At 66.4% G+C, this 26,757-nt stretch carries 27 protein-coding genes and 1 tRNA gene; 14 read left to right on the top strand and 14 right to left on the bottom strand.

Annotated features, from left to right (window positions below; all coding sequences use genetic code 11):
* Nucleotides 1-61: 61 nt before the first annotated feature.
* The gene (gene parA, locus ACODTW_RS14395) at nucleotides 62-700 is read right to left on the bottom strand and encodes a ParA family partition ATPase (protein WP_488946713.1); all 639 of its coding nucleotides are present in this window, start codon (nucleotides 698-700) and stop codon (nucleotides 62-64) included.
* Nucleotides 701-790: 90 nt separating this feature from the next.
* Between parA and ACODTW_RS14390 the strand changes: the two genes are divergently transcribed.
* The 4 genes from ACODTW_RS14390 (at nucleotide 791) to ACODTW_RS14375 (ending at nucleotide 4,272) form a co-directional block, all read left to right on the top strand.
* A complete protein-coding gene (locus tag ACODTW_RS14390) occupies nucleotides 791-1,219 on the top strand; it encodes a VOC family protein (protein ID WP_488946712.1) in 429 nt (142 codons plus the stop codon).
* A 167-nt stretch (nucleotides 1,220-1,386) separates the two neighbouring features.
* Nucleotides 1,387-2,346 carry an L-threonylcarbamoyladenylate synthase gene (locus ACODTW_RS14385; RefSeq protein WP_488946789.1) on the top strand — a complete coding sequence of 320 codons (960 nt, stop codon included), beginning with the start codon at nucleotides 1,387-1,389 and terminating at the stop codon, nucleotides 2,344-2,346.
* A gap of 4 nt (nucleotides 2,347-2,350) precedes the next feature.
* Nucleotides 2,351-3,772: an FAD-binding oxidoreductase gene (locus tag ACODTW_RS14380; RefSeq protein ID WP_488946711.1), complete on the top strand. Its 1,422-nt coding sequence runs from the start codon at nucleotides 2,351-2,353 to the stop codon at nucleotides 3,770-3,772.
* Complete coding sequence (locus tag ACODTW_RS14375) at nucleotides 3,769-4,272, top strand: hypothetical protein (RefSeq protein WP_488946710.1); 504 nt, start codon at nucleotides 3,769-3,771, stop codon at nucleotides 4,270-4,272. Before ACODTW_RS14380 ends, ACODTW_RS14375 begins: the two co-directional genes overlap by 4 nt.
* Here ACODTW_RS14375 and ACODTW_RS14370 read toward each other — a convergent pair.
* Entirely contained in the window at nucleotides 4,244-5,284 is a 1,041-nt protein-coding gene (locus tag ACODTW_RS14370) for a patatin-like phospholipase family protein (protein ID WP_488946709.1), read from the bottom strand. The genes ACODTW_RS14375 and ACODTW_RS14370 overlap by 29 nt on opposite strands.
* 175 nt (nucleotides 5,285-5,459) lie before the next feature.
* Here ACODTW_RS14370 and ACODTW_RS14365 point away from each other — a divergent pair, with 175 nt between their 5' ends.
* Nucleotides 5,460-5,963: a hypothetical protein gene (locus ACODTW_RS14365; RefSeq protein ID WP_488946708.1), complete on the top strand. Its 504-nt coding sequence runs from the start codon at nucleotides 5,460-5,462 to the stop codon at nucleotides 5,961-5,963.
* A 40-nt stretch (nucleotides 5,964-6,003) separates the two neighbouring features.
* On the opposite strand, the gene ACODTW_RS14360 is transcribed toward ACODTW_RS14365, so the two are convergent.
* The 6 genes from ACODTW_RS14360 to ACODTW_RS14335 all read right to left on the bottom strand — a co-directional run bounded on the left by ACODTW_RS14360 (nucleotide 6,004) and on the right by ACODTW_RS14335 (nucleotide 12,028).
* Nucleotides 6,004-6,822, bottom strand: coding sequence for an acyl-ACP desaturase (locus ACODTW_RS14360; RefSeq protein WP_488946707.1), 819 nt, complete (start codon nucleotides 6,820-6,822; stop codon nucleotides 6,004-6,006).
* Between the two features lie 181 nt (nucleotides 6,823-7,003).
* Nucleotides 7,004-7,432, bottom strand: a complete 429-nt coding sequence (atpC, locus tag ACODTW_RS14355; RefSeq protein ID WP_488946706.1) for an ATP synthase F1 subunit epsilon — start codon at nucleotides 7,430-7,432, stop codon at nucleotides 7,004-7,006.
* 102 nt (nucleotides 7,433-7,534) lie between these two features.
* Nucleotides 7,535-8,962 carry a F0F1 ATP synthase subunit beta gene (atpD, locus tag ACODTW_RS14350; RefSeq protein WP_488946705.1) on the bottom strand — a complete coding sequence of 476 codons (1,428 nt, stop codon included), beginning with the start codon at nucleotides 8,960-8,962 and terminating at the stop codon, nucleotides 7,535-7,537.
* 48 nt (nucleotides 8,963-9,010) lie between these two features.
* Nucleotides 9,011-9,895 carry a F0F1 ATP synthase subunit gamma gene (locus ACODTW_RS14345; RefSeq protein WP_488946704.1) on the bottom strand — a complete coding sequence of 295 codons (885 nt, stop codon included), beginning with the start codon at nucleotides 9,893-9,895 and terminating at the stop codon, nucleotides 9,011-9,013.
* A 43-nt stretch (nucleotides 9,896-9,938) separates the two neighbouring features.
* Nucleotides 9,939-11,468, bottom strand: a complete 1,530-nt coding sequence (gene atpA, locus ACODTW_RS14340) for a F0F1 ATP synthase subunit alpha (protein WP_488946703.1) — start codon at nucleotides 11,466-11,468, stop codon at nucleotides 9,939-9,941.
* A complete protein-coding gene (locus ACODTW_RS14335; RefSeq protein ID WP_488946702.1) occupies nucleotides 11,468-12,028 on the bottom strand; it encodes a F0F1 ATP synthase subunit delta in 561 nt (186 codons plus the stop codon). The genes atpA and ACODTW_RS14335 overlap by 1 nt, the downstream gene beginning before the upstream one ends.
* A gap of 375 nt (nucleotides 12,029-12,403) precedes the next feature.
* Here ACODTW_RS14335 and ACODTW_RS14330 point away from each other — a divergent pair, with 375 nt between their 5' ends.
* The gene (locus tag ACODTW_RS14330; protein WP_488946701.1) at nucleotides 12,404-12,742 is read left to right on the top strand and encodes a hypothetical protein; all 339 of its coding nucleotides are present in this window, start codon (nucleotides 12,404-12,406) and stop codon (nucleotides 12,740-12,742) included.
* Here the strand turns inward: ACODTW_RS14330 and ACODTW_RS14325 are convergent.
* Nucleotides 12,730-13,653 carry a diacylglycerol/lipid kinase family protein gene (locus ACODTW_RS14325; protein WP_488946700.1) on the bottom strand — a complete coding sequence of 308 codons (924 nt, stop codon included), beginning with the start codon at nucleotides 13,651-13,653 and terminating at the stop codon, nucleotides 12,730-12,732. The two genes, ACODTW_RS14330 and ACODTW_RS14325, sit on opposite strands and share 13 nt — an antisense overlap.
* Nucleotides 13,654-13,845: 192 nt before the next feature.
* Here ACODTW_RS14325 and ACODTW_RS14320 point away from each other — a divergent pair, with 192 nt between their 5' ends.
* Nucleotides 13,846-14,643: a UDP-2,3-diacylglucosamine diphosphatase gene (locus ACODTW_RS14320; protein ID WP_488946699.1), complete on the top strand. Its 798-nt coding sequence runs from the start codon at nucleotides 13,846-13,848 to the stop codon at nucleotides 14,641-14,643.
* A complete protein-coding gene (locus ACODTW_RS14315; RefSeq protein ID WP_488946698.1) occupies nucleotides 14,640-15,668 on the top strand; it encodes a glycosyltransferase family 4 protein in 1,029 nt (342 codons plus the stop codon). The genes ACODTW_RS14320 and ACODTW_RS14315 overlap by 4 nt, the downstream gene beginning before the upstream one ends.
* 38 nt (nucleotides 15,669-15,706) lie before the next feature.
* Here the strand turns inward: ACODTW_RS14315 and murA are convergent, their stop codons facing one another.
* The 3 genes from murA to ACODTW_RS14300 all read right to left on the bottom strand — a co-directional run bounded on the left by murA (nucleotide 15,707) and on the right by ACODTW_RS14300 (nucleotide 17,888).
* Complete coding sequence (gene murA / locus ACODTW_RS14310) at nucleotides 15,707-16,999, bottom strand: UDP-N-acetylglucosamine 1-carboxyvinyltransferase (protein WP_488946697.1); 1,293 nt, start codon at nucleotides 16,997-16,999, stop codon at nucleotides 15,707-15,709.
* Between the two features lie 76 nt (nucleotides 17,000-17,075).
* Entirely contained in the window at nucleotides 17,076-17,630 is a 555-nt protein-coding gene (gene dcd / locus ACODTW_RS14305) for a dCTP deaminase (protein WP_488946696.1), read from the bottom strand.
* Nucleotides 17,631-17,714: 84 nt separating this feature from the next.
* Nucleotides 17,715-17,888, bottom strand: a complete 174-nt coding sequence (locus ACODTW_RS14300; RefSeq protein ID WP_488946695.1) for a hypothetical protein — start codon at nucleotides 17,886-17,888, stop codon at nucleotides 17,715-17,717.
* A 172-nt stretch (nucleotides 17,889-18,060) separates the two neighbouring features.
* Here ACODTW_RS14300 and ACODTW_RS14295 point away from each other — a divergent pair.
* Nucleotides 18,061-18,136, top strand: a tRNA-Thr gene (locus ACODTW_RS14295).
* Between the two features lie 270 nt (nucleotides 18,137-18,406).
* Here the strand turns inward: ACODTW_RS14295 and ACODTW_RS14290 are convergent.
* A complete protein-coding gene (locus tag ACODTW_RS14290; protein ID WP_488946694.1) occupies nucleotides 18,407-18,751 on the bottom strand; it encodes a hypothetical protein in 345 nt (114 codons plus the stop codon).
* Nucleotides 18,752-18,868: 117 nt separating this feature from the next.
* Here ACODTW_RS14290 and ACODTW_RS14285 point away from each other — a divergent pair, with 117 nt between their 5' ends.
* Nucleotides 18,869-20,182, top strand: a complete 1,314-nt coding sequence (locus ACODTW_RS14285) for an SPOR domain-containing protein (protein WP_488946693.1) — start codon at nucleotides 18,869-18,871, stop codon at nucleotides 20,180-20,182.
* Here the strand turns inward: ACODTW_RS14285 and ACODTW_RS14280 are convergent.
* Entirely contained in the window at nucleotides 20,166-21,377 is a 1,212-nt protein-coding gene (locus ACODTW_RS14280; RefSeq protein ID WP_488946692.1) for an O-antigen ligase family protein, read from the bottom strand. The two genes, ACODTW_RS14285 and ACODTW_RS14280, sit on opposite strands and share 17 nt — an antisense overlap.
* 157 nt (nucleotides 21,378-21,534) lie before the next feature.
* Between ACODTW_RS14280 and ygfZ the strand changes: the two genes are divergently transcribed.
* The 4 genes from ygfZ to ACODTW_RS14260 all read left to right on the top strand — a co-directional run bounded on the left by ygfZ (nucleotide 21,535) and on the right by ACODTW_RS14260 (nucleotide 26,757).
* Nucleotides 21,535-22,410 carry a CAF17-like 4Fe-4S cluster assembly/insertion protein YgfZ gene (gene ygfZ / locus ACODTW_RS14275; RefSeq protein WP_488946691.1) on the top strand — a complete coding sequence of 292 codons (876 nt, stop codon included), beginning with the start codon at nucleotides 21,535-21,537 and terminating at the stop codon, nucleotides 22,408-22,410.
* A gap of 66 nt (nucleotides 22,411-22,476) precedes the next feature.
* Complete coding sequence (locus ACODTW_RS14270) at nucleotides 22,477-25,161, top strand: HAMP domain-containing protein (protein ID WP_488946690.1); 2,685 nt, start codon at nucleotides 22,477-22,479, stop codon at nucleotides 25,159-25,161.
* A gap of 108 nt (nucleotides 25,162-25,269) precedes the next feature.
* Nucleotides 25,270-25,797 (top strand): PRC-barrel domain-containing protein, encoded by a 528-nt coding sequence (locus tag ACODTW_RS14265; RefSeq protein ID WP_488946689.1) that lies wholly within the window; start codon nucleotides 25,270-25,272, stop codon nucleotides 25,795-25,797.
* 216 nt (nucleotides 25,798-26,013) lie between these two features.
* A complete protein-coding gene (locus tag ACODTW_RS14260) occupies nucleotides 26,014-26,757 on the top strand; it encodes a DUF4198 domain-containing protein (protein ID WP_488946688.1) in 744 nt (247 codons plus the stop codon).

Raw genomic sequence — 26,757 nt, 5'->3', positions numbered from 1 at the left:
CACGGCCATGCGTCGTCAAAAGGGCAGCGTGGGCCGGCGGGTCCACCCGCGCCGGGACGGATCAGACCACTGCCGACCAGATTTCGGCGGCCAGTGCCTCCAGTTCCTCAACCCCCTTCGATTTCGGGTCTGTTTCCGCCAGTGTCAGACCTTCCATCAGTGCTGCGGCGAAACCGATACGGTTTCCCAGGCTCGCCAATGCGATGGGCACGCCCAGTTCCATTGCCTTCTCCGCCGCCGCGTCCACCAGCTTGCCGCGCGCTGGCACCCGGTTCAGGACCAGCAGGGCCGACCGCTTCTCCCCCCGCGCCAGTTCCAGGGTGGGGCGGGTGGCCCAAAGATCCATGGGGCTGGGCTGCACGGGGACCACCACCAGATTGGCGGTACGCACGGCGATGCGGGCATCGGTTTCGGCATGGGGCGGGCTGTCGATGACGACCACATCATGGGTCTTGGCCAGCCGCTCCACCTCCCGCTGGGTGCGCCAGCCGGAGATTTGCAGATGGGTCAGGCCCGTCGCCTCCGCGCCCAGGGTTTCCATGCGTTGACGGAACCATTCCGACAGGCTGCCCTGCGGGTCGATATCGACGATGGCGGTGGTTTTGCCGGCCCGTGCCCAGGTGACGGCCAGATGGATGGCCAGCGTCGTCTTGCCGGCCCCGCCCTTCTGCTGCGCGATGGTGATGACCTGCCCCGTCATGCCCGAACCCTGCTAACCTTTGTTTCGGCATGCAGTGTGCCCACATGGGCGCATGGCGGCAAGCGCCGCACCGCAACAAATGGATATGTCATGACCGCACAGCCCTGGCCCGCCCATCTGCCCATCAGCCGCCTGCGCGTGGCCCGCCCCACCGACCGGCTGGGAGAGGTCACGGCCTTCTACCGCGATGTCATCGGCTTGCCGGTCATTGGCGGCTGGGTCGATGATGGCACCCATGCCGGCTATGACGGGGTGATGGTGGGTCTGCCCGGCTGGGACACGCATCTGGAATTCACCCAGCACCGCGATGGCAGCCCCTGCCCGGCACCCACGCGCGACAATCTGCTGGTGCTTTATGTCGACAGCCGGGCCGATCTGGAATCGGTCTCCGCCGCCATCCAGGCGCGTGGCGGTGTGCCCGTCCTGCCCGAAAACCCCTATTGGCTGAACCGTGCCGTGTGTTTTGAGGACCCGGACGGTTGGGGCATCGTCTTCTCCCTGAAGCCCGGCGTCGCCTGACGCGACCGGGCTTTGCAGGGAAAGCCCGTGATCGGGCGGGTTGGAGCGATTATCTTCCGTGGCAGAAGCATCCAGGACCCGCGCCCGTGCCCCACACCCATTGCTGCGACGACCCCAGCCATCCTCACGACGCGCCGGCCCCGCCGCCGCATCCCGACCGGCCGCGCGTGCTGCCGCCGGGGCCTGATGCCTATGCCCAGGCGTCCGAGGTGCTGGCGGCGGGCGGGCTGGTCGCCATGCCCACGGAAACGGTCTATGGGCTGGCCGGTGATGCCGGCAATGACGCGGCCGTGGCCGCCATCTTCGCCGCCAAGGGGCGACCCAGCTTCAACCCGCTGATCGTGCATGTGGCTGATGCTGCCGCGGCCGAACGGCTGGTCCATATCGATGAGCGGGCGGCCCGCGCTATGGAGATGTGGTGGCCGGGGGCCCTGACCCTGGTGCTGCCGCGCCGGGCCGATGCGCCGCTGTCGCTGCTGGTCTCGGCCGGGCTGGATACGGTTGCCGTGCGCTGCCCCGCCCATCCCGTGGCCCGTGCCCTGATCCAGGCGTGCGGCCGGCCGCTGGCCGCCCCGTCCGCCAACCGGTCGGGTCATGTCAGCCCCACCACCCCCATCCATGTGGCCGAAGAATTTCCCGAGGGCGGTGGCGCGCGGCTGAAGCTGATCCTGGCCGGCGGGCGCTGTGCCATCGGTGTGGAATCCACCGTGCTGGACCTGACGGGGGACCGCCCGCTGCTGCTGCGCCCCGGTTCGGTGACGCGCGAGGAGTTGGAAGGCGTGCTGGGCCCCGTCGATCTGGCCACCGCGGCCGACGGGGTGAAGGCCCCCGGCATGATGACCAGTCATTACGCCCCCGGTCTGCCCGTACGGCTGGACGCCACGGATGTGCGCGCGGATGAGGCGCTGCTGGCCTTTGGTCCCGACGCCTTCCTGCGCGGTGGGGCCCTGCGCCTGAACCTGTCGCAAAATGGCGATCTGGTGGAGGCGGCATCCAACCTGTTCGCCATGCTGCGGGCGCTGGACCGGCCGGGCCTGTCCGGCATCGCCGTCATGCCCGTCCCGGAAAAGGGTCTGGGTGCAGCCATCAACGACCGGCTGCGCCGCGCCGCCGCCCCCCGGGGTTAGGGCGATGGCGGCCGACCTGCTGTCCCGCCTGTCCACCCTGATCGGGCCCGCCCATGTGCTGACGGGCGAGGCCATGGCACCTTACGCCTTCGACTGGCGCCGTCGGCAGGACAGCCGCCCGCTGGCCGTGCTGCGGCCCGGATCAACGGCGGAGGTGGCCGCCATCGTCCGCCTGTGTGCTGAGGCCGCCACCCCCATCGTGCCGCAGGGCGGCAATACCGGGGTCGTGGGCGGCACGGTGGCGATGGAAGGGACGGGTGCCGTTCTGCTGAACCTGGGCCGGCTGAACCGTATCCGCGCCCTGGACGCCGCCGACTACACAGCCATTGTCGAAGCCGGCTGCATCCTGGCCGACCTTCAGGCGGCGGCAGAGGCGGCCGACCGTTATTTCCCCCTGTCGCTGGGATCGGAGGGTACCTGCACCCTGGGCGGCAACCTGTCCAGCAATGCCGGCGGCATCCTGACCCTGCGCTATGGCAATGCCCGCGATCTGGTGCTGGGGCTGGAAGTGGTGCTGCCCGACGGGCGGGTCTGGAACGGGTTGCGCACCCTGCGCAAGGACAATAGCGGGTACGACCTGAAGCACCTGTTCTTAGGTGCCGAAGGCACGCTGGGCATCATCACGGCGGCGTCGGTGAAGCTCTATCCCCGCCCCCGGCAGGTGGAAACGGCGCTGGTGGCCGTGCCCGGCCCCGATGCCGCCGTCACCCTGCTGGGTCTGGCGCGCACGGGCACGGGCGACAGCCTGTCGGCCTTCGAACTGATGCCGCGCTTTGCCATCGATGGCGCGCGGGAGATTCTGGGGCGGGAGATGGACCCCTTCCCGGCGCCCTCGCCCTGGTATGTGCTGCTGGAGGCGTCCAGCGGCATGACTGGGCCAATGCTGCGCGAGCAGCTTCAGGCCGTGCTGGAAACCGGGCTGGAACAGGGGGTGCTGACCGACGCCCTGTTCGCCGACAGCCTGGAACAGACGCGCCGGCTGTGGCTGCTGCGCGAAGGGCTGCCGGAGATCGGGCGCAAGATCGGCGGGGCCGTGCATACCGACGTGTCGGTGCCCATCAGCCGCATCCCCGCCTTCCTGACCACCACCCTGGCGGCCGTCACGGCCTATATGCCCGGCGTGCGGCCCTACCCGTTCGGCCATGTCGGCGACGGCAATATCCATTTCAATATCGGCCGCCCCGCCGACATGGATGGCCCCGCCTATCTGGCCCATGCGGAAGCCATCACCGCCCTGGTCCATGCACAGGTCCTGGCCCAGGGCGGCAGCATCAGCGCCGAACATGGCATCGGCAATTACAAGGCGGCCGAACTGGCCCGCATCAAGGACCCGGTGGAACTGTCTTTGATGCGGGCGGTGAAGGGGATGCTGGACCCGGACGGGATCATGAATCCGGGCAAGGTGCTTAGCGGGGGTGAAAAATGACAATTGGCCTGCGCGTTCTGGCTCTCTGCTTGCTTTGCCTTCCGCTGGCCGCCTGCGCTCCCAAGCTGGGGGAATGGCGACTGGAACTTGTCAATCTGCAACCCGCTGCCTGCGGTTTTGATGAAAAGGGCCGGCGCCTCTGCTTCTTCTTCGGAGATGCCGAGGGGGCGAACGGCCAAGGGATTTTACAGATTCAGGCCGATGTGATCATCGGCTATCCCATCATGGTTACCTTCAACCATTTCACGCTTGTGGCGGATGGCGAGGTGATTGCCATGTCCGATCCCGCTTTGTTGACAATGGCCGGCAGCACGCCCACCCTATCGCATAAAGTCCGCTGGAGCCGTTCGCTGTCACCGCAAGCCGGCGGTCGGGAGATTCTGACGCGGCTGGAGAACAGCCACAGGGTCACATTGCTGGTCGATCAGGTTCCGGTCATTTCCGTCGCGTCTGACCGACTTGGCCCCGAACTCAGGCGTTTGGAGGCGCAACGGCACTGAGCCAATCCTCCGCCCGCGCCCTTCCATGGGCCTTCAGGGTCAGCAGATAATCCATGTCGATGCGCAGGCCCGTCAGGTCGCCCAGTGAGGGGGCCTGCGGGTCCAGGGACAGAATGTCCAGCTGTTCCGGCCGGTCGCCATGGGACAGTACCTCCTGTACCAGGGCGATCTCCGCCTCCAGCGGGTGGCAGAAGGTGATCTGGTTCAGCCGCTCGCGAATCGCCGATGCCGTGCGCGGGGTCTCGTCGGTGCAGTTGGGCATGGCCTGCACCACCAGCACGCGGCCGATGGCCGGCCCATCCAGCAGGGCGCGGATGGGCGGGTTCAGGGTATAGCCGCCATCCCAATAGGCCTCGCCCCCAATCTCCACCGCCTGATGCAGCGTCGGCAGGGTGGTGGAGGCCAGCAGGGCGTCGATATCCACCTCCCCATTGCCGAACAGGTGCGGTTGCCCGTCGCGCACACGGGTGGCGGAGATGGTGACGGCCGGTGCCGATGGCAGACGCAGGGCCGCGAAATCGACCTCGTCCAGCAGGATCTGGCGCAGGGGATTGAAGCCCAGCGGATTCAGCGCATAGGGGGAGAACAGGCGGGTGGCCATGCCGAAGGCGGCACTGTTGACGGCATGGGTCAGGCCATTATGGGCCCAGGTCGGACAGAAGCCCAAGGCACCCACGCCGCATTCCCCCACCCGCCGCCAGACCCGGTCCAGCGCCGCCCGCGCGCCCGCTGCCCCGCCCAGGGCCCAGCCGCTGGTCAGCGCCACGGCATTGACGGCCCCGGCCGAAGCACCAGACAGGCGGACAGGCGCGAATCCGGGCTGCTCCAGCAGCCGGTCCAGCACACCCCAGGTGAAGGCGCCCAGCGACCCGCCGCCCTGCAGCGCCAGCGCGACGCCGTCAGGACGGTTGGGCACAGGCATCGGCGCCTGGGGCGGCCCGGACGGGTCCGACCCCGGTCGCGGGCTGCCTTCCCGGCCCCGCAAGGTCCGTATGATCCGCTGCAACACCATGGTCAGGCTCCTTTCGCGGTGCCACATCCTAGCCTGGAACGGTTCCCCCGCCGACCCTTGAACCCGGCAGGTCAGGTCCCCACGTCAAGGGGTGGGTGATACTGCGGACGCCCAGGATGGGGTCCGGGGGATAGCACCCTGAAGGGGCACTCGCTTCGTGAAGGAGGATTTGTCCATGACACAGAACCCGGTCCCGGCCTTGATCCGGACCGCTTTTCAGGCCGCGGGCCGCCGCGCCACCGGACAGGCAGACCTGACGGCCGCCGCCGTGGCGGGCCTGCGCAAACTGCGCCGCGCGCTGGCCGACCAGGCCGGCAACAATGCGGCCTATCAGGTGGTGGATGGCCCGCTGGCGGGCTTCATTCTGGAACGCAATCTGCGGGAACTGGCCCGTACGGGGCATGAGCCTGAACCCGTTCCCCTGCCCGCCGCCCTGCCGCTGGCCGGCCCTGGCGCCGCCATCATGCTGGACGCCGTCGGCAACGGTCTGGTCCTGCACCGCTATATCGAAGGCAATGCCGCCCTGACCGGCATGGTCCCGGAACTGGCCACCTGCCTGTGCGAGGCGCTGGGCGGCACCCCGGACACGGGCGCGCTGCTGGACCTGCTGCGCGGTGGCGGGGCGGCGGATGAGCCGATGGCCGAGCCGGAAGATAGCGGGCCGCGCCGGCTGCACTGACATTCCAGGCGGCCGGGCTCGTGTTTCGTCGGTCGCCCGGTTACGCCGCCAGACGCGCCGCCTCGGCCTTCTTATGCATGCGCTTGTACGCGAACTTTGTCGCCCAGCTGTGCAGCCAGCTATGCGGCTTCAGGCCCGATGCCTTGAACACCATGCCGACCATCCGGTCGACATGGTGGGGCTGGTAGAAGGAATAAGCCAGGCTGGTATATTCGGCATTGTTCTCGACCCGCTCATAGGCGCGGGTCCAGTAGTTCGCGGCATAGAAGGCGTAGGACAGCTCATCGTCCTCCGTCTCATTGATGCGCGACAGGCAGACCATGAAGCGCTGCACGCGGTTCAGCTTCTCTGATTCGAGATAGCGCTTCAGATGGTCGTAGAACAGCTTGTAATGGCGAAGCTCATCGGCGGCGATGTGGCGGCACAGCTGCTTGAACACCGGCTCCTCGGTCGCCTCGGCAAGCGCCGTGTAGTAGCTGGAGGTACCGGTCTCCACGATGCAGCGGCTGACCAGCTCCCCGGCGCGGCTGCCGCGCTTGCTGACCATGGCGTCGACATCGATCTTGTAGCCATCGCGGAAGCGCTGCACGGCGGCCTGGAAGTCCCAGGACGGATCGACGCGCGCCGCCCAGGTGCCCAGCGCCTCGCCGTGCTGGACCTCTTCCGCGGCCCAGTCGCGCGTGATCTGGCAGAATTCCGGGTCATCACGGAACACGTTGCACAGATAGTCGGCGTAGATATGCCCGTTATATTCGACCAGGGCCGCCGCCTTTGCCAGCTTCAGCATCACGGGCGAAGCCTTGGCGGGGTCCAGCTGGTCCCAGGGCAAACCTTCGATCGTCCAATGCGCATAGGCCATGTGCCGGCACTCTTCCACGTTTACTAAGGGATGCACGCGCCAAACCGCGCGTGGCTGGTGACAGATTGGGGAGATCGACTGAAAAAGCAACGGGGGCGCAAAGCGCCCCCGTGATAATCGCTCTCACCGAACCGGAAACGTGACGAATATGTGACGCCTTCCGATCGGCAGATCAACCCGCTCAGTGCAGGGTGGAGCCCTGCACTTCCAGCTTGGCCTGAACAACGGCCAGCCTGGCCTCCAGGCTCGCACGCTCCGCTTCGGACTTGGCCTCGGCCAGATCCTCGCTCAGGTCGGACAGCTGCTTCTCCAGACCGGCGCGGTCCAGGCCGCGGACAACGTCCAGATCGGTCGCTTCCTCGGCCAGGATGGTGACGCGGGTCGCCGTGACTTCGGCAAAACCGCCGGCCACGAAGATGCGCTGGGTCACGGTTGCCATGTCATTGGCATAGATGTCGATGACGCCCGGCTTCACCGTGACGATCATCGGGGCATGGCCCGGCAGCACACCGAAGAAGCCCTCGGCCCCCGGCACCACCACCATATGCACCGGCTGCGACACCAGCAGCTTTTCCGGCGACACCAGCTCGAATTCAACCTTGTCGGCCATGGCTCACACCCTAGCAAAACACATCAAGGAGGGACCGTGCCCTCCCGAAACCGGAACCCGTCCGGCGGCGGACCGCCGGACGGGGATCACGGGGAAAGCGACTTAGGCGGCCTGGGCCATCTTGCGGGCCTTTTCGACGGCCTGCTCGATGGTGCCGACCATGTAGAAGGCGGCTTCCGGCAGGTGGTCGTAGTCGCCGTTCACGATGCCCTTGAAGCCCTTGATGGTGTCTTCCAGGGAGACCAGAACGCCCGGCGTGCCGGTGAACACTTCGGCCACATGGAACGGCTGGGACAGGAAGCGCTGGATCTTGCGGGCGCGAGCCACGACCAGCTTGTCCTCTTCCGACAGTTCGTCCATGCCCAGGATCGCGATGATGTCCTGCAGAGCCTTGTACTGCTGCAACACCTGCTGAACCTTGCGGGCGGTGTTGTAGTGTTCTTCACCGACGATGCGCGGATCGAGCGCGCGCGACGTCGAGTCCAGCGGGTCCACGGCCGGGAAGATGGCCATTTCGGCGATGGAACGCGACAGCACGGTCGTGGCGTCCAGGTGGGCGAAGGAGGTGGCCGGGGCCGGGTCGGTCAAGTCGTCGGCGGGCACGTAAATGGCCTGCACGGACGTGATCGAGCCCTTCTTCGTCGAGGTGATGCGCTCCTGCAGGGCGCCCATGTCGGTGGACAGGGTGGGCTGGTAACCCACGGCCGACGGGATGCGGCCCAGCAGGGCCGACATCTCGGCGCCCGCCTGGGTGAAGCGGAAGATGTTGTCCACGAAGAACAGCACGTCCTGGCCTTCTTCATCGCGGAAATATTCGGCGATGGTCAGGCCGGACAGGGCGACGCGGGCGCGCGCACCCGGCGGCTCGTTCATCTGACCGTACACGAGCGCCACCTTGGAGCCCGGGCCGTCGGTCTTGATAACGCCGGCGTCGATCATTTCGTGATACAGGTCGTTACCTTCGCGGGTGCGCTCACCCACGCCGGCGAACACCGACATACCACCGTGCGCCTTGGCGACGTTGTTGATCAGTTCCTGAATGGTCACGGTCTTGCCCACGCCGGCGCCACCGAACAGGCCGATCTTACCGCCCTTCAGGTACGGGGCCAGCAGGTCGATGACCTTGATGCCGGTGATCAGCAGGGCGGCGTCCGTGGCCTGATCGACGAAATCGGGGGCCTCGCGGTGGATCGGCAGGACCTTGTCGTTGCCGACCGGGCCGCGCTCGTCGATCGGCTCGCCGATGACGTTCAGGATGCGGCCCAGCGTGGCCGGACCGACAGGCATCAGGATCGAGTTGCCGGTATCGAGAACCTCGGCGCCACGCACCAGACCATCGGTCGTGTCCATGGCGATGGTGCGGACGGTGTTCTCGCCCAGGTGCTGCGCCACTTCCAGAACCAGGGTCTTACCCTCGTTCTGGGTGGTCAGCGCGTTCAGGATCGGCGGCAGTTCGCCGTTGAACTGCACGTCCACGACGGCACCAAGAACCTGCGTGATGCGGCCGACCGCGTTGCTGTTATTAGCCATGGGGTAAGCTCCCTCGGAACCTTGACTTCGTCGTGAATGCGGGTGGACTTACAACGCTTCCGCGCCGGAGATGATTTCGATCAGTTCCTTCGTGATCGAAGCCTGGCGGGTGCGGTTGTAAATCAGGGTATACTTCTTGATCATCTCGCCGGCGTTGCGCGTGGCATTGTCCATGGCGGTCATCTGCGCACCGAAGAACGACGCGGCGCTCTCCAGCAAGGCGGAATAGACCTGGATGGCCAGATTGCGCGGCAGCAGGTCGGCCAGGATGGCCTCCTCGCTCGGCTCGAACTCATAGACGGCGCCGGCCTCAGACGCGGTACCGCTGGCAGCTTCGGGCGCCGCGAAGGGCACCACCTGCTGCAGCGTCACGATCTGGGTCATCGCCGACTTGAACTTGTTGTAGACGATCGTGGCGACGTCGAATTCGCCGGCATCGAACAGCTCCAGGATCTTCGCCGTCACCCTGTCGGCATCGGCGAAGGAGAGCCTCTTCTTGCCCACTTCTTCGAACGTGGCGACGATCAGCGCCGGGAATTCGCGGCGCAGCAGATCGCGACCCTTGCGGCCAACGGTCAGCAGCTTGACGGTCTTGCCTTCGGCCTGCAGGCGCAGGATGGCGCGACGCGTCTCGCGGACGACGGAGCCGTTGAAACCACCGCACAGACCGCGGTCACCGGTCATCACCACCAGCAGGTGGGTCTGATCGCTGCCCGTCCCGGTCATCAGGCGGGGACCACCGGGACCGCCAGCCACGTTGGCCGCCAGCGAAGCCAGCATCCGGCCCATGCGTTCAGCATAGGGCCGGCCGGCCTCCGCCTGCTCCTGGGCGCGGCGCAGCTTGCTGGCCGCGACCATCTTCATGGCCGACGTGATCTTCTGCGTCGACTTGACGCTGGCGATCCGGTTTCGGATGTCCTTCAAGCTCGGCATGACAGCCCTACGCTCTCAATGAGGCCCCTTGCGGGAGCTTGGATCAGGCGAAAACCTTGGTGAAACCGTCGAGGAAAGCCTTCAGCTTCTCTTCGGTTTCCTTGGAGATCGCCTTCTCGTTGCGGATCGCGGCCAGGATGTCGGCGCCCTTGGCCCGGATTTCGTCCAGGAAGCGGGCTTCGAACCGGTTCACGTCGTTGGTCGGGACCTTGTCCAGGTAGCCCTTCACGCCGGCGAAAATCGACACGACCTGCTCTTCCACGGGCATCGGCTTGAACTGGGGCTGCTTCAGCAGCTCCGTCAGGCGCGCACCGCGGCTCAGCAGACGCTGGGTCGTGGCGTCCAGATCGGAAGCGAACTGCGCGAAGGCAGCCATTTCACGATACTGGGCCAGTTCCAGCTTGATGGTGCCGGCAACCTGCTTCATCGCCTTGATCTGGGCGGCCGAACCCACGCGGGACACCGACAGACCGACATTGATGGCAGGACGGATGCCGCGATAGAACAGACCCGTTTCCAGGAAGATCTGGCCGTCGGTGATCGAAATCACGTTCGTGGGAATGTAGGCGGACACGTCACCGGCCTGGGTCTCGATGACCGGCAGGGCCGTCAGCGAACCGGCGCCATTGGCGTCGTTCAGCTTGGCGGCGCGTTCCAGCAGGCGGCTGTGCAGATAGAACACGTCGCCGGGATAGGCTTCGCGACCCGGCGGGCGGCGCAGCAGCAGCGACATCTGACGGTAAGCAACGGCCTGCTTGGACAGATCGTCGTAAACGATCAGGGCATGCATGCCATTGTCGCGGAAGAACTCGCCCATGGCCGCACCCGTGTAGGGGGCCAGGAACTGCAGCGGCGCCGGCTCGGAAGCGGTGGCGGCAACGACGATGGAATATTCCAGCGCGCCGTTCTCTTCCAGGGTCTTCACGATCTGGGCGACCGTGGAGCGCTTCTGACCCACGGCGACGTAGATGCAGTAGAGCTTCTTGCTCTCGTCGTCGCCCTGATTGATGGCCTTCTGATTGATGAAGGTATCCAGAGCGATGGCGGTCTTGCCGGTCTGGCGGTCACCGATGATCAGCTCACGCTGGCCACGGCCGACGGGCACCAGGGCGTCAATGGCCTTCAGGCCGGTCTGCATCGGCTCATGCACCGACTTGCGCGGGATGATGCCGGGGGCCTTCACTTCCACGCGCTGACGCTTGACGTCCAGCAGCGGGCCCTTGCCGTCGATCGGGTTGCCCAGACCGTCGACCACGCGGCCCAGCAGGCCACGGCCCACGGGGACCTCGACGATGGCGCCCGTCCGCTTGACGACATCGCCTTCCTTGATGTCGCGGTCGGAGCCGAAAATCACCACACCGACATTGTCGGTTTCGAGGTTCAGGGCCATGCCCTTGACCCCGCCGGGGAATTCCACCATCTCGCCGGCCTGGACCTTGTCCAGACCATGGATACGGGCCACGCCGTCACCGATGGACAGAACCTGGCCCACTTCGGCGACATCGGCTTCGGTGCCGAAGTTCGCGATCTGCTGCTTCAGGATCGCGGAAATCTCAGCGGCGCGGATTTCCATTATCCAACCCCTTTCATGGCGAGTTTCAGCTTATTGAGCTTGGTGCGCACGGAACTATCGACCATGCGGGAACCGAGTTTGACGATCATGCCGCCGATCAGCGACGGGTCGACCCAGACGTCCATCTTGACCGAGTTGCCACCATCCTTGTTCAAGGCGGCGGACAGCTCGGCCCACTGGGCGTCGGTCAGCGGGCGGGCGACGGTAACGCGCGCCGTGCTTTCGCCGCGGCGGCGGGCCAGTTGGGCCACAAATCCGTCGATCATGCCCGGCAGCGCGAACAGGCGGCGATTACGCGCCACCAGCCCGACAAACTTCCGGACAAGTTCACCCACGCCGGCCGCGACCAGGACGGCGTCCATGGCGCGCTCCTGTTCGTCACGGGCGAGCAGAGGGCTGCCGATCAAGCGGCGGAGGTCCGCGCTTTCAGCAAGCAGAGCCTTGATGGAGAGCAGATCCTGGGCCGTCTGGTCCAGGGCCTGTTGCCCATCCGCGAGATCGAACAGGGCGCTCGCATAGCGCGAGGCGAGTTCGGAGACGCCAGTCCCTTCGGTTGCCACTGGGTAACCTCGGTTAAAGTCCGTGGACCTGAATGATTTCAGGACGTTAGCAATGATCGGCCATTCCGGAGGAGGACCCTCCGGCGTCGAGCGAGCGAGCATGTAACACAGCCCCAGCCCCTACGCAACAGCGCCGCGGTGGATTGGGGGTATGCGGTTTTGCACCGCTCCCCGCCGAAAGCCTGAGGAACAGGGCCGATTTACGACCTTAGTCGCGCCTGCCGACTGTGCAGGTGCAAAATGATTTTCGCCCGCGGGCACCACCCGCACGACCTATGCTTTTGCACCGCGGCCGATTAAGCCGGCCTTAATCGGCCGCGCGGGACGATGTCCCCTGCATGGTGCCTTTGCCGTGCAGCATCCGGGATCGCCAGCATGTGCGTTGTTCTGCCTTTCGCCCGCCAGCGCTTCACCCCCGGCGACCTTCTCGCCTGGACCAACATTCTCGCCGAGCGGCAGCGTCGCGGGCTGTGGGTAACGGCCCTGCGGTCGACCGGTCCCACGTTCGACCGGATCGAGATCTGGCTGCCCAAGCAGATCTACCCGACCCTGAAGCTGGAACGGGACGTCACCGGTACCTATCGTGCCTATTATCATGATGGCCACGGCTGGTTCCGCTTCCGCAGCAACGCAACGATGGCCGAGTGCCTGATGTCGCTGGACCCCAACGACATCTCCGAATTCACGGGCGAGCTGACCGGCTATCCATCCTGACCCACGACGCGCAGAAGGCCGGGCCATAGACATATGTCCACCGGCAGCCGGGCGATGGTATCGCCATCGCCCTGCACCGCCTCCCCCACCGGCCCCTCGATCCGGGCAGCGATGGCCGGCAGGACCAGCACATCCCGCCGCCCGCGCAGCAGGCCCAGCGTCATCGCGGCGGCATAGGTGAAGGCGGCCAAGCGCCCAGGTCGGGTGAACAGCACGGCATGCAGGACCGGCTGGTCCAGCCGCACATCGGGGGCCAGTACGAAAGTACCAGCATAATAATGTCCCTTGCACAGGATGCAGCTTGCCGCCCGATGATGTGACAGCGTGCCGTCCGGCGCGGTCAGGGTGACATTATAATCCAGGCCCGGCCCGGCCATGATCTCCCGCAGGCCCCCCAGCGCATAGGCCCCCTTGCCCAGCCGGCGCTTCACGGCCGGGTCGATGCCGGCAACGACGCGGGCATCCATGCCCACCCCGGCCATCATCGTGAACAGCCGCCCATTGGCCTGTCCGGCATGGATGATCCGGATCGGGCCCAGGGCCAGGCCGCGACCGATTCGCAGGGCGGACCCGCCCACGCCCAGTTCGTGCGCCAGCACATTGGCCGTGCCCAGGGGGATCAGACCCAATGGTGGCGGCTCCACCTCCGTAACCTGGGCCATGCCGTTCACCACTTCATTAATGGTGCCGTCGCCGCCGGCCGCAACGATCACATCGGCCGCACCGGCCAGGGTCAGATCATGGGCGATCAGCGTGCCGTCCCCGGCAGCACGGGTGGTGTGCAGCGTGACCTGGGCACCGGCATCGGTCGCCGCCTCCATCACCTGTTCCACCAGCCCCGGTCGCCGGCGCCCGGCAATGGGATTGAAGATGACGGCCAGCCGCCGGCCCGGGATTTGTGACGCTTTCACAACAACTCCATGACACGACCATTGATGATTGATGTAAAGACCGTGACGAACTGAAGAAGTTTCTGTCGCACTAGCGGTAATCGCCCATCATTGCGCTGACACGACACCAGATGAAGCGATATAGAACGCCTCAATCCGCTATGGCTAGTCTTAAATTCGTGGCGGACATCTTGGCTGTGGGGTTGACCGGCGATGGGGGAACATATGCTGGGCGACGGGGACAATAAGCGCTATCGCGCCATCTGGCTGTCGGACATCCATCTGGGTACACGGGGATGTCAGGCCGACATGCTGCTGGATTTCCTGAAACATACGGAATCCGATGTGCTGTACCTGGTCGGCGACATCGTCGATGGCTGGCGGCTGAAGAAAAGCTGGTACTGGCCGCAGGCGCATAATGACGTGGTTCAGAAGATCCTGCGCCGCGCCCGCAAGGGCACGTCGGTCTTCCTGATCCCCGGCAATCATGACGAGGCCTTCCGGGAATATATCGGGCTGCAGTTCGGCGGCGTGACCATCCTGGAAGACACGATCCACACGGCCGCCGACGGCAAGCGCTATCTGGTCATCCATGGCGACCAGTTCGACGCTGTCGTGCGCTATGCCAAGTGGTTGGCCTTTGTCGGGGACACGGCCTACACCTTCATCCTGTGGGTCAACACCCTGTTCAACAAGGTGCGGCGCAAGCTGGGTTTCCCCTACTGGTCCTTGTCCGCCTATCTGAAGCACAAGACCAAGAAGGCCGTCGAATTCATCGGCGATTACGAGACGGCGCTGACCGAGGAAGCGCGGCGACGGCAGGTCGACGGCGTCATCTGCGGCCATATCCACCATGCCGAAATGCGCGACATGGACGGTGTCCTTTATGTGAATGACGGGGATTGGGTCGAATCATGCACCGCACTGGTGGAACATCCCGACGGTACGCTGGAGATCCTGCGCTGGGCGGATATTGTCGCCTCCCGCACAGCGATGCAGGCGGCAGCGTGAAGCTGCTGATCGTCACGGATGCCTGGCATCCGCAGGTCAATGGCGTGGTGCGCACCCTGACCACGACGCGGGCCGAACTGGAACGGCTGGGCCATAAGGTGGAGGTCATCTCCCCGGACCGGTTCCGCACCATCCCCATGCCGACATATCCGGAAATCCGCCTGGCCCTGGCCCCCGGCCGGCGGGTGCGGCAGATGATCGAGGAGGCCCAGCCCGACGCGATCCATATCGCCACGGAGGGGCCGTTGGGTTTCGCCGCCCGGCGCTATTGCCTGAAGCGCAAGCTGCCCTTCACCACGGCCTATCACACGCGCTTTCCTGAATATGTACGCGACCGGGCGCCCGTGCCGCTGTCCCTGTCCTATGCCTTCATCCGCCGCTTCCATGCGCCCGCCCATTCCATGATGGTGGCCACGGCCAGCATCGAGGCGGATCTGGAAAAGCGCGGCTTCACCAATATCCGCCGCTGGTCGCGCGGTGTGGATACCGACCTGTTCCGCCCGCGCGACAAGGACCTGTTCGCCCACCTGCCCCGCCCGGTGTTCATTTCCGTCGGCCGCGTGGCCGTGGAAAAGAATATCGAGGCATTCCTGTCGCTCGATCTGCCCGGTTCCAAGGTGGTGGTGGGTGACGGACCGCAACTGGCGGAACTGAAGGCGAAATATCCCGACGTCACCTATGTCGGCGCCAAGCACGGCGAAGACCTGGCCCGGCATTACGCCGCGGCCGACGTCTTCGTCTTCCCATCCCGCACCGACACGTTCGGGCTGGTGCTGCTGGAGGCCTTGGCGTCCGGCCTGCCCGTGGCGGCCTTCCCCGTGCCGGGGCCGCTGGACGTCATCGGTGACAGCCCGGCCGGGGTGCTGGACACCGACCTGCGCGCCGCCTGCCTGAAGGCCGTCGGGATCGATCCACAGGTCTGCCGCGACCACGCCCTGGGCTTTTCCTGGCAATCCTGCGCGCAGCAGTTCCTGGCCAACCTGCGGCCGTTCACGCCGGAAGGGCTGGCCGATCAGGCGGCATAAGGACGGGGCCGGGCGGGCAACCGTACCGGCCCCAGCTCTCAATCCTCTTCCTTCACCCGCTCCATATCGGCACCGCAGGCCGCCAGCTTGGCTTCCACCCGCTCGTAGCCGCGATCCAGGTGGTAGATGCGGTTGACGGTGGTCTCGCCCTGGGCGGCCAGACCGGCCAGGACCAGGGAGACAGACGCGCGCAGGTCGGTGGCCATGACGGGCGCGCCCGTCAGCTTCGGCACGCCGCGCACCAGGGCGGAGGAGCCGTGGACATTGATGTTGGCCCCCATGCGGGCCAGTTCCGGCACATGCATGAAGCGATTCTCGAAGATCGTTTCCGTGATCATCGAGGCGCCCTTGGCCACGCACATCAGGGCCATCATCTGGGCCTGAAGATCGGTGGGGAATCCCGGGAACGGCTCCGTCATCACATCGACGCCGACCAGTTCACCCTGGGTCGCGGTGACCAGCAGGCCGTTGGGCGTTTCGCTGACCTTCACATTGGCGCCGGCCAGGGTCTTGGCCACCGCCTTCAGGTCGTCCATGCGGGCGCCCAGCAGCTCCAACTCCCCGCCCGTGATGGCGGCGGCCATGGCGAAGGTGCCGGCCTCGATCCGATCGGGCAGCACGGCATAGGTGGCGCCATGCAGCCGGTCCTTGCCGCGGATGACCAGACGGTCGGAGCCGATGCCCTCGATCTCCGCCCCCATGGCGATCAGGCAGCGGGCCAGATCGCCGATTTCGGGTTCGCGGGCGGCATTGACCAGGATGGTCTCACCCTTGGCGAGCGTGGCCGCCATCATCAGGTTCTCGGTCGCGCCCACCGACACCTGCGGGAAGACGAATTCCGTCCCCACCAGCCCGCCTTCGGGCGCCTTGGCCAGGATATAGCCGCCTTCGATATCGATCTGCGCCCCCATGGCCTGCAGGCCCTTGATATGCAGATCGACGGGGCGGGTGCCGATGGCGCAGCCGCCGGGCAGGGACACCTTGGCCTGGCCAAAGCGCGCGACCAGCGGGCCCAGCACCAGCACGCTGGCGCGCATCTTGCGCACCAGATCATAGGGGGCGGTCAGGTTGAAAATATCGTTGGCGTCCAGTTCCACCGACCGGCCGCTGGAGCCAAAGGCATCGCGGCCGTTGATATGCACCTCCACCCCGTGCTGGGCCAGCAGGCGGTTCATGGTGGTGATGTCGGCCAGCAGCGGCAGGTTGGTCAGCACCAGCTTCTCATCCGTCAGAAGGCAGGCCGCCTGCAAAGGCAGGGCCGCATTCTTGGCGCCGGAAATGGTGATCTGACCCTTCAGCGGGTTGCCGCCGCGGATGCGAAGCTTGTCCATGGAATGTTCGTTTCGTCAGGAAGGTCTTGGAACGGGCCCGCACCCTGGGCCCCGATGATGGCGGCGATAGGGCCGGTCAGAGGCGGGCCAATGTCACGCCACGCTGCTTCATATATTTGCCGGCGCGGTCGGCATAGCTGACCTCGCACGGGCTGGCGCCCTGGAAGAACAGGAACTGGCACAGGCCTTCGTTCGCATACACTTTCGCCGGCAGCGGCGTGGTGTTGGAAATTTCCAGCGTCACATGCCCTTCCCATTCCGGTTCCAGCGGCGTGACATTCACGATCAGGCCACAGCGGGCATAGGTGGACTTGCCCAGACAGACGACCAGAACGTCGCGCGGGATACGGAAATATTCCACCGTGCGGGCCAGCACGAAGCTGTTGGGCGGGATGACGCAGACATCGGTCTGCCGGTCGACAAAGCTGGTGGCGTCGAACTGCTTGGGATCGACGACGGCATTGTCGACATTGGTGAAAATCTTGAATTCCGGGGCCACGCGCGCGTCATAGCCGTAGGAGGAAAGGCCGTAGGAGATGACGCCCTCGCGCTTCTGCGCCTCCACGAACGGCTCGATCATGCCGTTCTTGGTCGCCTGTTCCCGGATCCAGCTGTCGGGCATGATCGGCATGTCGGTTCCCCACTTCCCCAATATCGGACGCCGCAGGACCAAAGGGCGGCGCGCAAGACCTTGTAGCCCAGCCGTATCGCCCACTCAAGCCGTGGTGTCGGGCATCTGTCCTTCGGCTGGGTCGGGGCCCAGGGCAGCTTCCATCGCGTCTTGCGCATCGCGGGCGCGGTCCTGGTCCTTGCGGCGGCGCAGATTATCGCGCAGGGCCTGGGCCAGGCGGTCCTTGCGTTCATCCTTCTTGGGCGGGGTGCTGGTCATGGTGCATTGTCCATCGGGCGGAATTGGCTGGATTGCTGGCCTTTTCGCACTTGCACGTCAAGTATGCGGAAAAAATCGACAGGTCCGGGATTTTTTTGCTTGCGGTCCGGGGGTTGGAGTGGCACATAGCCGCCCACCGCAGCGGCGACGCCGCGGTGACCCGGATGAAGGCGCTGCCGTAGCTCAGTCGGTAGAGCGCGTCCTTGGTAAGGACGAGGTCGTTGGTTCGATTCCAATCGGCAGCACCATCCCCCGGATAAAACAAAACCCGCCCGCCTTCAATGGCGCGGCGGGTTTTGTTTTATCCGGGTTTGGCGGGAGGGACGTGACACCTGTCCCCGCGACAAAATAATCTCTGGCCGTCATCCCGGCGCAGGCCGGGATAAAGCATGGAGCGGCGTCTGCCGCAACAAGACTTATATCGGCGCTGACCGCGCCTTGAGACTGGACCCCGGCCTTTCGCCGGGGTGACGGGAGAGAGGCTCTGACCGGATGGGTAACGCTAACACGAAGCCCCCTCAGTGATCCGACCCCTGCAATATCTGGCGGCGCATGCCGGTTTCATAGTCCAGCCCCTCGCGGGTCACGGTGACCGACAGGGGGAACTGCCCGCGGATCAGGCCCTTGCGTTCCAGTACGGCCCAGGGGGCCGGGTTGCGCAGGCCCGTGGCGTCCTGGGCGAAGACCATCCAGGGGCCCAGATGGATATGGTTGCCATGGGCCGTGAAGGGCAGTTCCAGCACTTCGATGGCGCCATCACCGACGGGACGGCTGATCTCCTCGAACTCGGTCAGGGCCTGGAACAGGGTCAGGGTCTTCAGCTGCAACGGGTTCAGGTTCAGCGGGTTCTTCTTGACGGCCATCGCCGATATCTCCGATCAAAAATATTGACGCTGGTTGAAGCCCGTTTGTCAGGCATCGTCAAGCGGGCCTGTGATCGGCTATGAAGGGGCCCTGCCATTCCCACGGGACCCTTCCCCATGTCGCCGCCCGCCCACCGTTCCAGTTTCGCCTGTTTCGCGCTGTCGCTGGCCCTGCTGACGGCAGCGCCGGCCCTGGCTGATATCCAGGCCGGGCGCATCGCCTTCTCCCAGGGTGACTATGCGACCGCCTTCAAGGAATTCAACGCGGCGGCCGCAACGGGCGATTCGTCGGGCCAGTATCTTGCCGGCGAAATGCTGATGCAGGGGCGCGGCATCCCCAAGGACAGCAAGCGCGGCCTGACCCTGCTGGAGGCATCGGCACGCGGTGGGCATGTGGGGGCGCAGAGCATGGTGGGCGCCATCTATGCCTTTGGCCAGGACATGCCGGCTGATTATGCCAAGGCCCTGACCTTCCTGCGCCCGGCGGCGGCGGCGGGAGACATGCATGCGCAGAACAATCTGGCGGCCCTGACCTTCTTCGGTCTGGGCACGGACCGCGACATTGTGGAGGCGCTGACCTGGGCGCGGCGCGCATCGGCCAAACGGCTGGTCGCGGCCATCCGCCTGGAAAAGGACATCATGGCCCAGGCGACGCCGGAACAGATCGCCGCCGCCGATGCGCGGGCCCGCGAACCGCTGGCCCCGCTGGCGCCACCCACGCCGGTCGCGCAGGCGCCAACGGCGAAGGAACCCGCCGCCCCTCCACCGAAGCCGGCCAAGACCGACCCGAAACCTGACACCAAAGCCGCCACCAAGCCGCCGGCACCGGTCCCGGCACCCGCAGCGCCGCCCCCCGCCCGGATGGAAACGCCCAAGCCCGCGCCCGCCGCGCCGGCGGCCACCACCCCGGCACAGATGGCGGCGCAGGCAGCCCCAGCCACCAGGCCGACGCCGGAACCGCTGCCGCCCCCGCCGGCGGTCGAACCCCCGCCCGCACCGGCAGCGCAGGCCGTGGCAGCGGCACCCGAAACACCGGCACCGGCCCGGGGTATCCCGATCAGCCGCACCCCGCCGGCCGCCCCTGTTTCCGCCCCACCGGTGCCGGCGGCAGCGCCAGTGGCATCCCCGGCACCAGCGCCGACCCCCAAGCCTTCAGCGCCGCCCGCCACCCCTGCCGCAGGCGGCTGGGTCATCCAGGTCGGCTCCCTGCCCAGCACGGCGGAAGCGGACAGGCATTGGAAGGCGTTGCAGACCAAACAGGCGGGCCTGCTGGCCGGGCGGCAGCCGACCATGGTCCAGGCCGATCTGGGCGCCAAGGGCGTCTATACCCGCGTCTTCCTGACCGGCTTTGCCGATCAGGCGGCGGCCAATGGCCTGTGCCAGAAGCTGAAGGCCGGTGGGGCCGACTGTCTGGTCAAGAAGGCGCCCTGATCCGCCCGGCCAGACCGACGATGGTGGCCGCAAACAGCATCCCGCACAGCAGCCAGCCCTGCCACGCGCCATAGGCAAAGCACTGGGCCAGGATGCAGGCGCCGAACAAGGCCAGCGCCATGCCCCGGATCGACGGATCCAGCCGCAGCAGCCGGCGCAGAACCAGTAGCAGCAGCAGGGTCACGACGCCTGCCCCCACCCAGCCCAGTTCAAGGCGCACCTGCAGGAACAGATTATGCGGATGCACGGGCAGCACGGGCCAGCCCGGCGCCGGTGTGCCCGGAAAGACGGCATCCCCGCCGGGCACGGCGCGGGAACTGTCGATGCCATAGCCGAACCAGGGATGGTCGCCCAGATGCTCGGCCACGAAATTCCAGGTCATCATGCGATGACGGAAACTGCCGGGCAGGCTTTCCAGTTGTGGCAGGCCCGCTGCGGTCATCCAGCGCGCCACCACGCCGCACAGACCCATCCCCGCCACAATGCCGCCGGCCATGATCGCCGCCGCCCCGCGCGGCCACCATATGGCCAGCGGCAGCAGCAGGATCAGGCCCAGCAGCAAGGCCGCAGCCGACTGGCTGGTGCTGATCCCCGTCAGGACCAGCGGCAGGGCGATGGCCAACCCCGCCAGCACGCGCCGCCCCTGCCGCCACAGCAGCAGGGCGAAGGGGCCGGCCAGCAGGGCGATCAGCAGGGCAGCGCGGTTGATGTCGCGCTCATAGTCCAGTTCGCCCTTATGCGGCGCAGCCAGATGCTGGATGGGCTGGCCCAGCAGCACCTCCACCGCGAACAGGCCCAGGCCCAGCGCCGCCGCCGGCAGCAACCAGCGCGCGACCCGCGCCGCACCGGCGGCCGACAATTGCTGCAATCCCGACAGATAGGCCAGACCCGGCACCAGGATATAGAGAAAGGCCGCCCAGCTGTTGATCGCCTTGGCCCCGCCCCCGGCCCAGGTCAGGCTGATGCCCGTCAGCGCCAGGAACAGGAACAGTGCTCCGGCCAGTACCGGATCGGGCCTTGGCCAGCGCCGCTGGCGCCAAAGCCCCGCGGCCAGGGTCAGCACCGACAGGGCGATCATGCCCGGCGCCATGCCGAGCGGCACCAGCGGCACCAGCACGGCCAGGATGGGCACGCCCAGGAAAAGAAGAAAGCCCGCGACGGGGGCGTCTTGCCGCCCCCCGATTTGCGCCTGCATGCTGCCGCCGTCCATTCCGCCGATCAGCGCCCCACCCCCCTTCTCTACCGGTTGGCGATGCGGGAACCAAGCATCATCGGTGATCTCCCCTAGGCGCAGGGGACGGCATGGCTATATCTAGGAGCGATCATCCGAACCATTGCCGCATCGAACCAACATGCCCCTGATCCGCCTATCTTCCCGCGCCATCATCGCCGTCGCCGGCCCCGACCGTGTCGGGTTCCTGCAGGGGCTGGTCACCGCCGATGTGACCCGGCTGGACGGCACCCGCGCCGTCTGGTCGGCGCTGCTGACGGCGCAGGGCAAATATCTGCATGATTTCATTATCCTGGCCGATGGTGACCGGCTGCTGCTGGATGTGGAGGCGGCCCGGCGCGATGATCTGCTGAAACGGCTGCGCCTGTTCCGGCTGCGGGCCAAGGTCGAATTGCTGGATCTGGCCGGTGAGATGGTGGTGCTGGCCGACCCCGCGCCGGCAGAGGGTGAAGCCGGTGCTGTCACCGCCATCGACGGCGGCTACAGCCTTGTTGATCCCCGGCAGGCGGGGCTGGGCCGGCGCCTGATCCTGCGCGCCGATGTCGCGGCCGGGTTGGACCTGTCCGACGACATTGCCCCCTGGGACCGCGCCCGCCTGATCCTGGGCATCCCCGATGGCAGCCGCGACCTGATCCCGGAAAAATCCATCCTGCTGGAAAACGGCTTCAATGAATTGCAGGGCGTGGCCTGGGACAAGGGCTGCTATGTCGGCCAGGAACTGACAGCGCGCACGAAATACCGGGGTCTGGTGAAGAAGCGGCTGCTGCCCGTTGCCGTCGACGGTCCCCTGGCGGATGCCGGCACGCCCATCCTGCGCGACGGGGCGGAGGTGGGGGAGATGCGCAGCGGCAGCGGTGACCGCGCACTGGCCCTGATTCGTCTGGACGCGCTGAGGCCGGGTGCCGTCCTGACCTGCGGGGCGGCTGAAATCCGTCCGGAACCGCCTTCCTGGATCAATCTGCCTTCCCCCGAAGGCGATATGCCAACGAATGGATGAACTAAATACAATAATTGGTTAGTCTCTCCGCCCATCGACGCAAAATCAGGTTTTGGGGGAGGCAACATGGAGCGGGGCACGGGATCGCGGCTTTCGTCGCTGCGGAACCTGAGCACTGCCGTTGCCATCGGTGCCACCGTTCTGGTCGGCGGGCTGGCCGCCGGCACCACCTTCCAGATGGCCCAGTACCAGGTGCAGGTCGGCAATCTGGAAGTGCCGGGCGACACGCTGGCCAAGACAAGGCTGCTGATCGATTTTCAGCAGCGCATGGGCCATGGCGGCTTCCTGGCGGCCCTGGCCCAGTTCGCGGAGACGGGCAATGCCGAAGCCCGCGCCGACATGCGTTCCAATCTGGAAGCGGCCGACCAGGCGCTGCGCGGATTGCAGGGCAAGCGCCTGACGCCGCAGGAACTGGAACTGGCCAATGATCTGAAGCGGTTGCTGGACAGCGCGCGCCGCGCCCTGGAATCGGCCAATAGCGGGCCTGCCGCCCTGGGACAGACGACGCCTGTCATCATCCTGACCCGCTATGCCACCCTGTCGGACCGTATCGACGCGCGGTCGCGCGCACAGCAGGCTGTCGAACTGGCCCGGCTGGAGGATATTGCCCAGCGCGGCCTGTGGCTGGGCGGGGCTGCCGTGCTGGCCCTGGTCGCCACCCTGTTCGCCTTCCTGACCCTGCTGGGTGCGCGCGTGCTGCGGCCCCTGCGCGAACTGGGGCGCGGGGTGGATGCGGTGACCCGCGGCGACTGGCGCGCGCCCATGTGGGGGACGGAGCGGGAGGATGAATTCGGCGGGCTGGCCCGGTCCATCGACGGGCTGCGCAAGGCCGCAGCCGAGATCCCCGACATTTCCGTCGCCACCGAAGACGGACGCCTGCGCCTGAAGTTCGAAGGCGACTATGCCGACCTGTTCGAGGCGCTGACGGCGCGGCTGCGCGGGGCCGGCGGCACGTTGGCCATGCTGGGCAGCGATGTCAGCCGCATCGTCGGCGACACCAAGCAGCAGCTCAACGACACGCTGGGCCAGGTGAACCAGCTGTGCGCCGCCGCCGTGCGCACGGTAACGGAAAGCAACCGGGAGATCCGGCAGGCGACGGAAATGCTGGGCCATGCCGTGGCCCAGGTCCGTGCCTTCGATGCCAGCGACGATCATAACGGCCTGGATGCCGTCATCGACGCGATGCGCAACCATGCCGACATCCTGGCCGACACCCTGTCGCGCACGGAAGCCAAGGTCAGCGAGACGCTGGGCAGCCTGTCGGAAAGCGACAGCGACATGCGCCATGCCAGCGTGGAGGCCCGCGATGCCGCCAAGGCCCTGGCCGGCACCATGGAGGATGCGCAGCAGAGCCTGCTGTCCGCTGTGAAGATCCTGCGCGCGTCGGGTGACATGCTGTCCAGCACGGTGGACCAGACGGGGGCCCGCATCACCCGCGCCGCCGACAGCATGGAAGAGGGCGAAAAGGCCCTGTTCGCCACCCTGGGCAATATGAGCAGCCGCTTCGATGAAGCGACGGAGATGGCCACCGCCCGGCTGGAGGATGCGGGCCTGCATGTGTCGCGCGCCGCCGACCTGCTGGACGACCGCTCGTCGGAGATCAGCTACAAGCTGGAATCCGCACTGGACAACATGAACCATGCCCGCAACACGCTGCAGCAATCGGCGGAGATCGCGGAGGACATGACGCGGACCAAGCTGGAACCGCTGGCAGAGCAGTTCCACGATATCCAGTTCCGCTTCACCAACCTGATGTCCGACGTGTCCGACCGCGCCGACAGCATGGCCGATGCCGTGGACGCGCTGAAAATGACCAGCGACGGGCTGCGGCAGGAATTTGAGCGCCGGCGTGTGGAGCCCGGCCAGCACGAGGCCATTGCCGACCTGCTGACCCGCATGCGCGGCAGCGCCACCCAGATCGCCGACCGGGTGAAGGAGATCGGGGAGACGGCGGGACGTCTGGCCCAGAGCCTGACCGGTGGCGTCGACGATGCCACGGCCCGCCTGCGCGACCTGACGTCGGACCTGCGGCAGGAGACCAAGGCCCTGTCGTCGGAAGCGCATATCGCCACCACCACCCTGTCGCGCACCGTGGCACAGCAGGAACGGCTGCTGGGCGACATCAAGGAAGTGGCGGCGGAACTGGAGACCGTGCGGGAAAAGGACCATACGCCCCAAAGCCTGATCGATCTGACGGGCGGCCTGCGCGCCGCCATCGACGCCGTCCACGCCCTGGTGGCCAGTGCAGACAACCGGGAAAAGGTGGCCGTGGATCAGGCCATGGGGCTGGTCGACAAATTGCAGCAGCGCATCTTGAATATCGAGGGTATGGCCGGCGGTCTGGCCGCTGCGACCGACGCGCTGCACGCGCTGGCCGCGTCGGACAATGCCGGGCGGGAGCGGGAGAATGCCGACCTGCTTTCCATCGCCAACGCGCTGAAGTCGCGCCTGGACGGCATCGACCGGCTGGGCGACCGGCTGGACAGCACGACCGACAGCGTGCGCGCCGTGCTGGAGGAAACGCGCGGGCGGGAGCGCACGGACCTGTCGATCGTGTCGGAACTGACGCAGAACCTGCGCGAACGCGTGCTGCGCCTGGATGGGCTGTCGGTCGACCTGTCGCGGGCCATCGACATGCTGCGCTCGTCCTCGCGCCAGAACGAAAATGCCAGCGCCAACGCCGCCCGCGACCTGGGTACCCGTCTGGCCCAGATCGCCGACCAGCTGCGCGGTGCCGCCGGCGGCTTGTAGGGTAAGGATCAGCCACCGGGGAACCCTGGGCCTTCCGCTGTGTTGTCTGGATATGGATGTGGCACCAATGCCCGTCCGATCCAGGCAATATCGGAAGGAATGCGAACCATGCGCACGCTGCTGATCAGTACCGCCACCGCGGCGGCCCTGTTTTATGGTGCCGGCGCGCTTGCCCAGAACGTGCCGCCCGGTACCACCGAACCCGTTCCACCCGTGCCCGGCACCACCGTCCCGGGCCAGTTGGACAACAGCCGCGACGCCCTGTCGCCGTCGCAGGCAATGCCGCCGCCCGCGGCCATGACGCCGACCAACCGCCCCGCCATTGACCGCACGTCGGCCCAGAAACTGGTCGGCCGCACCGTTATCGGCGCCGATGGCAAGGATCTGGGCGAGGTCAAGGACGTCATCCTGAATGCCCGCAACGGCAATGCCGAAAAGCTGGTGGTCGCCAGCGGCGGCTTCCTGGGTATCGGGGAGAAGAATATCGCCGTCGATGTCGATGATGCCGAGATGCTGACGGGCGACCGCCAGGTCCAGGTGCGCAACCTGACCCGGGCGCAGGTCGACCAGATGGCGGAATATAACTACGACAAGGACACGCTGTCCCTGACCCGGTCCGGCAAGAACAACCGCTGATCCCGCTTTGGTCACCGCTTGCGGCCGGACATGCCCCCGGTGCCAGTCCCCCCGGCACCGGGGGTTTTCTTTTGTCCGGCCAGCTGGCGGTGACTTATGCCGTTACACCAGCGGATTCAGGGCAAGCTTCTTTGCGACCCGTCGCCAACCGTGTCCTAAACCGTGGACGTCCCTACAAACTGATCTCATAAACCCATCAAGAACAGGGATCGGGACATGAAAGCGAAGCACATCCTGGCAGGCGCCGTGGCGCTGGCCAGCCTGGTCGCCGGCCTGCATCAGGCACAGGCACATGGCATCTGGTTCGCCCAGCGGGCCAAGCAGACGGCCTTGATCTACGGCGTCGGCGCCGATGATCTGGACATGGTGAAGCGCCTGCCGCTGATCACCGGCACCTATGGCTATGACGCCGACTGGCAGCCCGTGACCACCAGCCTGCGCGCCAATGGTCCCATCGTGCTGGTCGACAGCGACGCGCCGACCGTGGCCGTGGCCGCCACCATGGACAATGGCACCTGGTCGCGCACCGCCGATGGTCAATGGCACAAGGGCGGCCGCGACACGGTGCCCGACGCCGTGCTGGCCGAAAAGACCATGAAGTTCGCCGTCTATTTGACTGGCGCCCCCAACGCCCCTGTCCCGGCCCTGAAAGAACAGATCCTGCAGGTCATCCCGGTTGACAAGACCCTGCCGGTGGAGATGGGCAAGCCCCTGAAGGTCCGCGTGCTCTATAACGGCAAGCCCGTGAAGGATGCGGCCGTGCAACATGATTATGTCAACGATCCCGACCAGAAGCCCGTGAAGACCGACAAGGACGGCATCGCCACCATCAAGGTACGCAACCAGGGCCTGAATGTCGTGGCCGCGACCTATGTCGGCCCCGCCGACAATCCGAAGATCGTCGACCATATCGAATATCGGGCCACCCTGTCCTTCGTGTTGCCGCACGCGCCGGAGTGA

The organism is Niveispirillum sp. FG148 (genome assembly GCF_057809655.1).
Note: the sequence above shows the minus strand (reverse complement) of the source record. Positions and strands in the feature narration are given on the sequence as shown.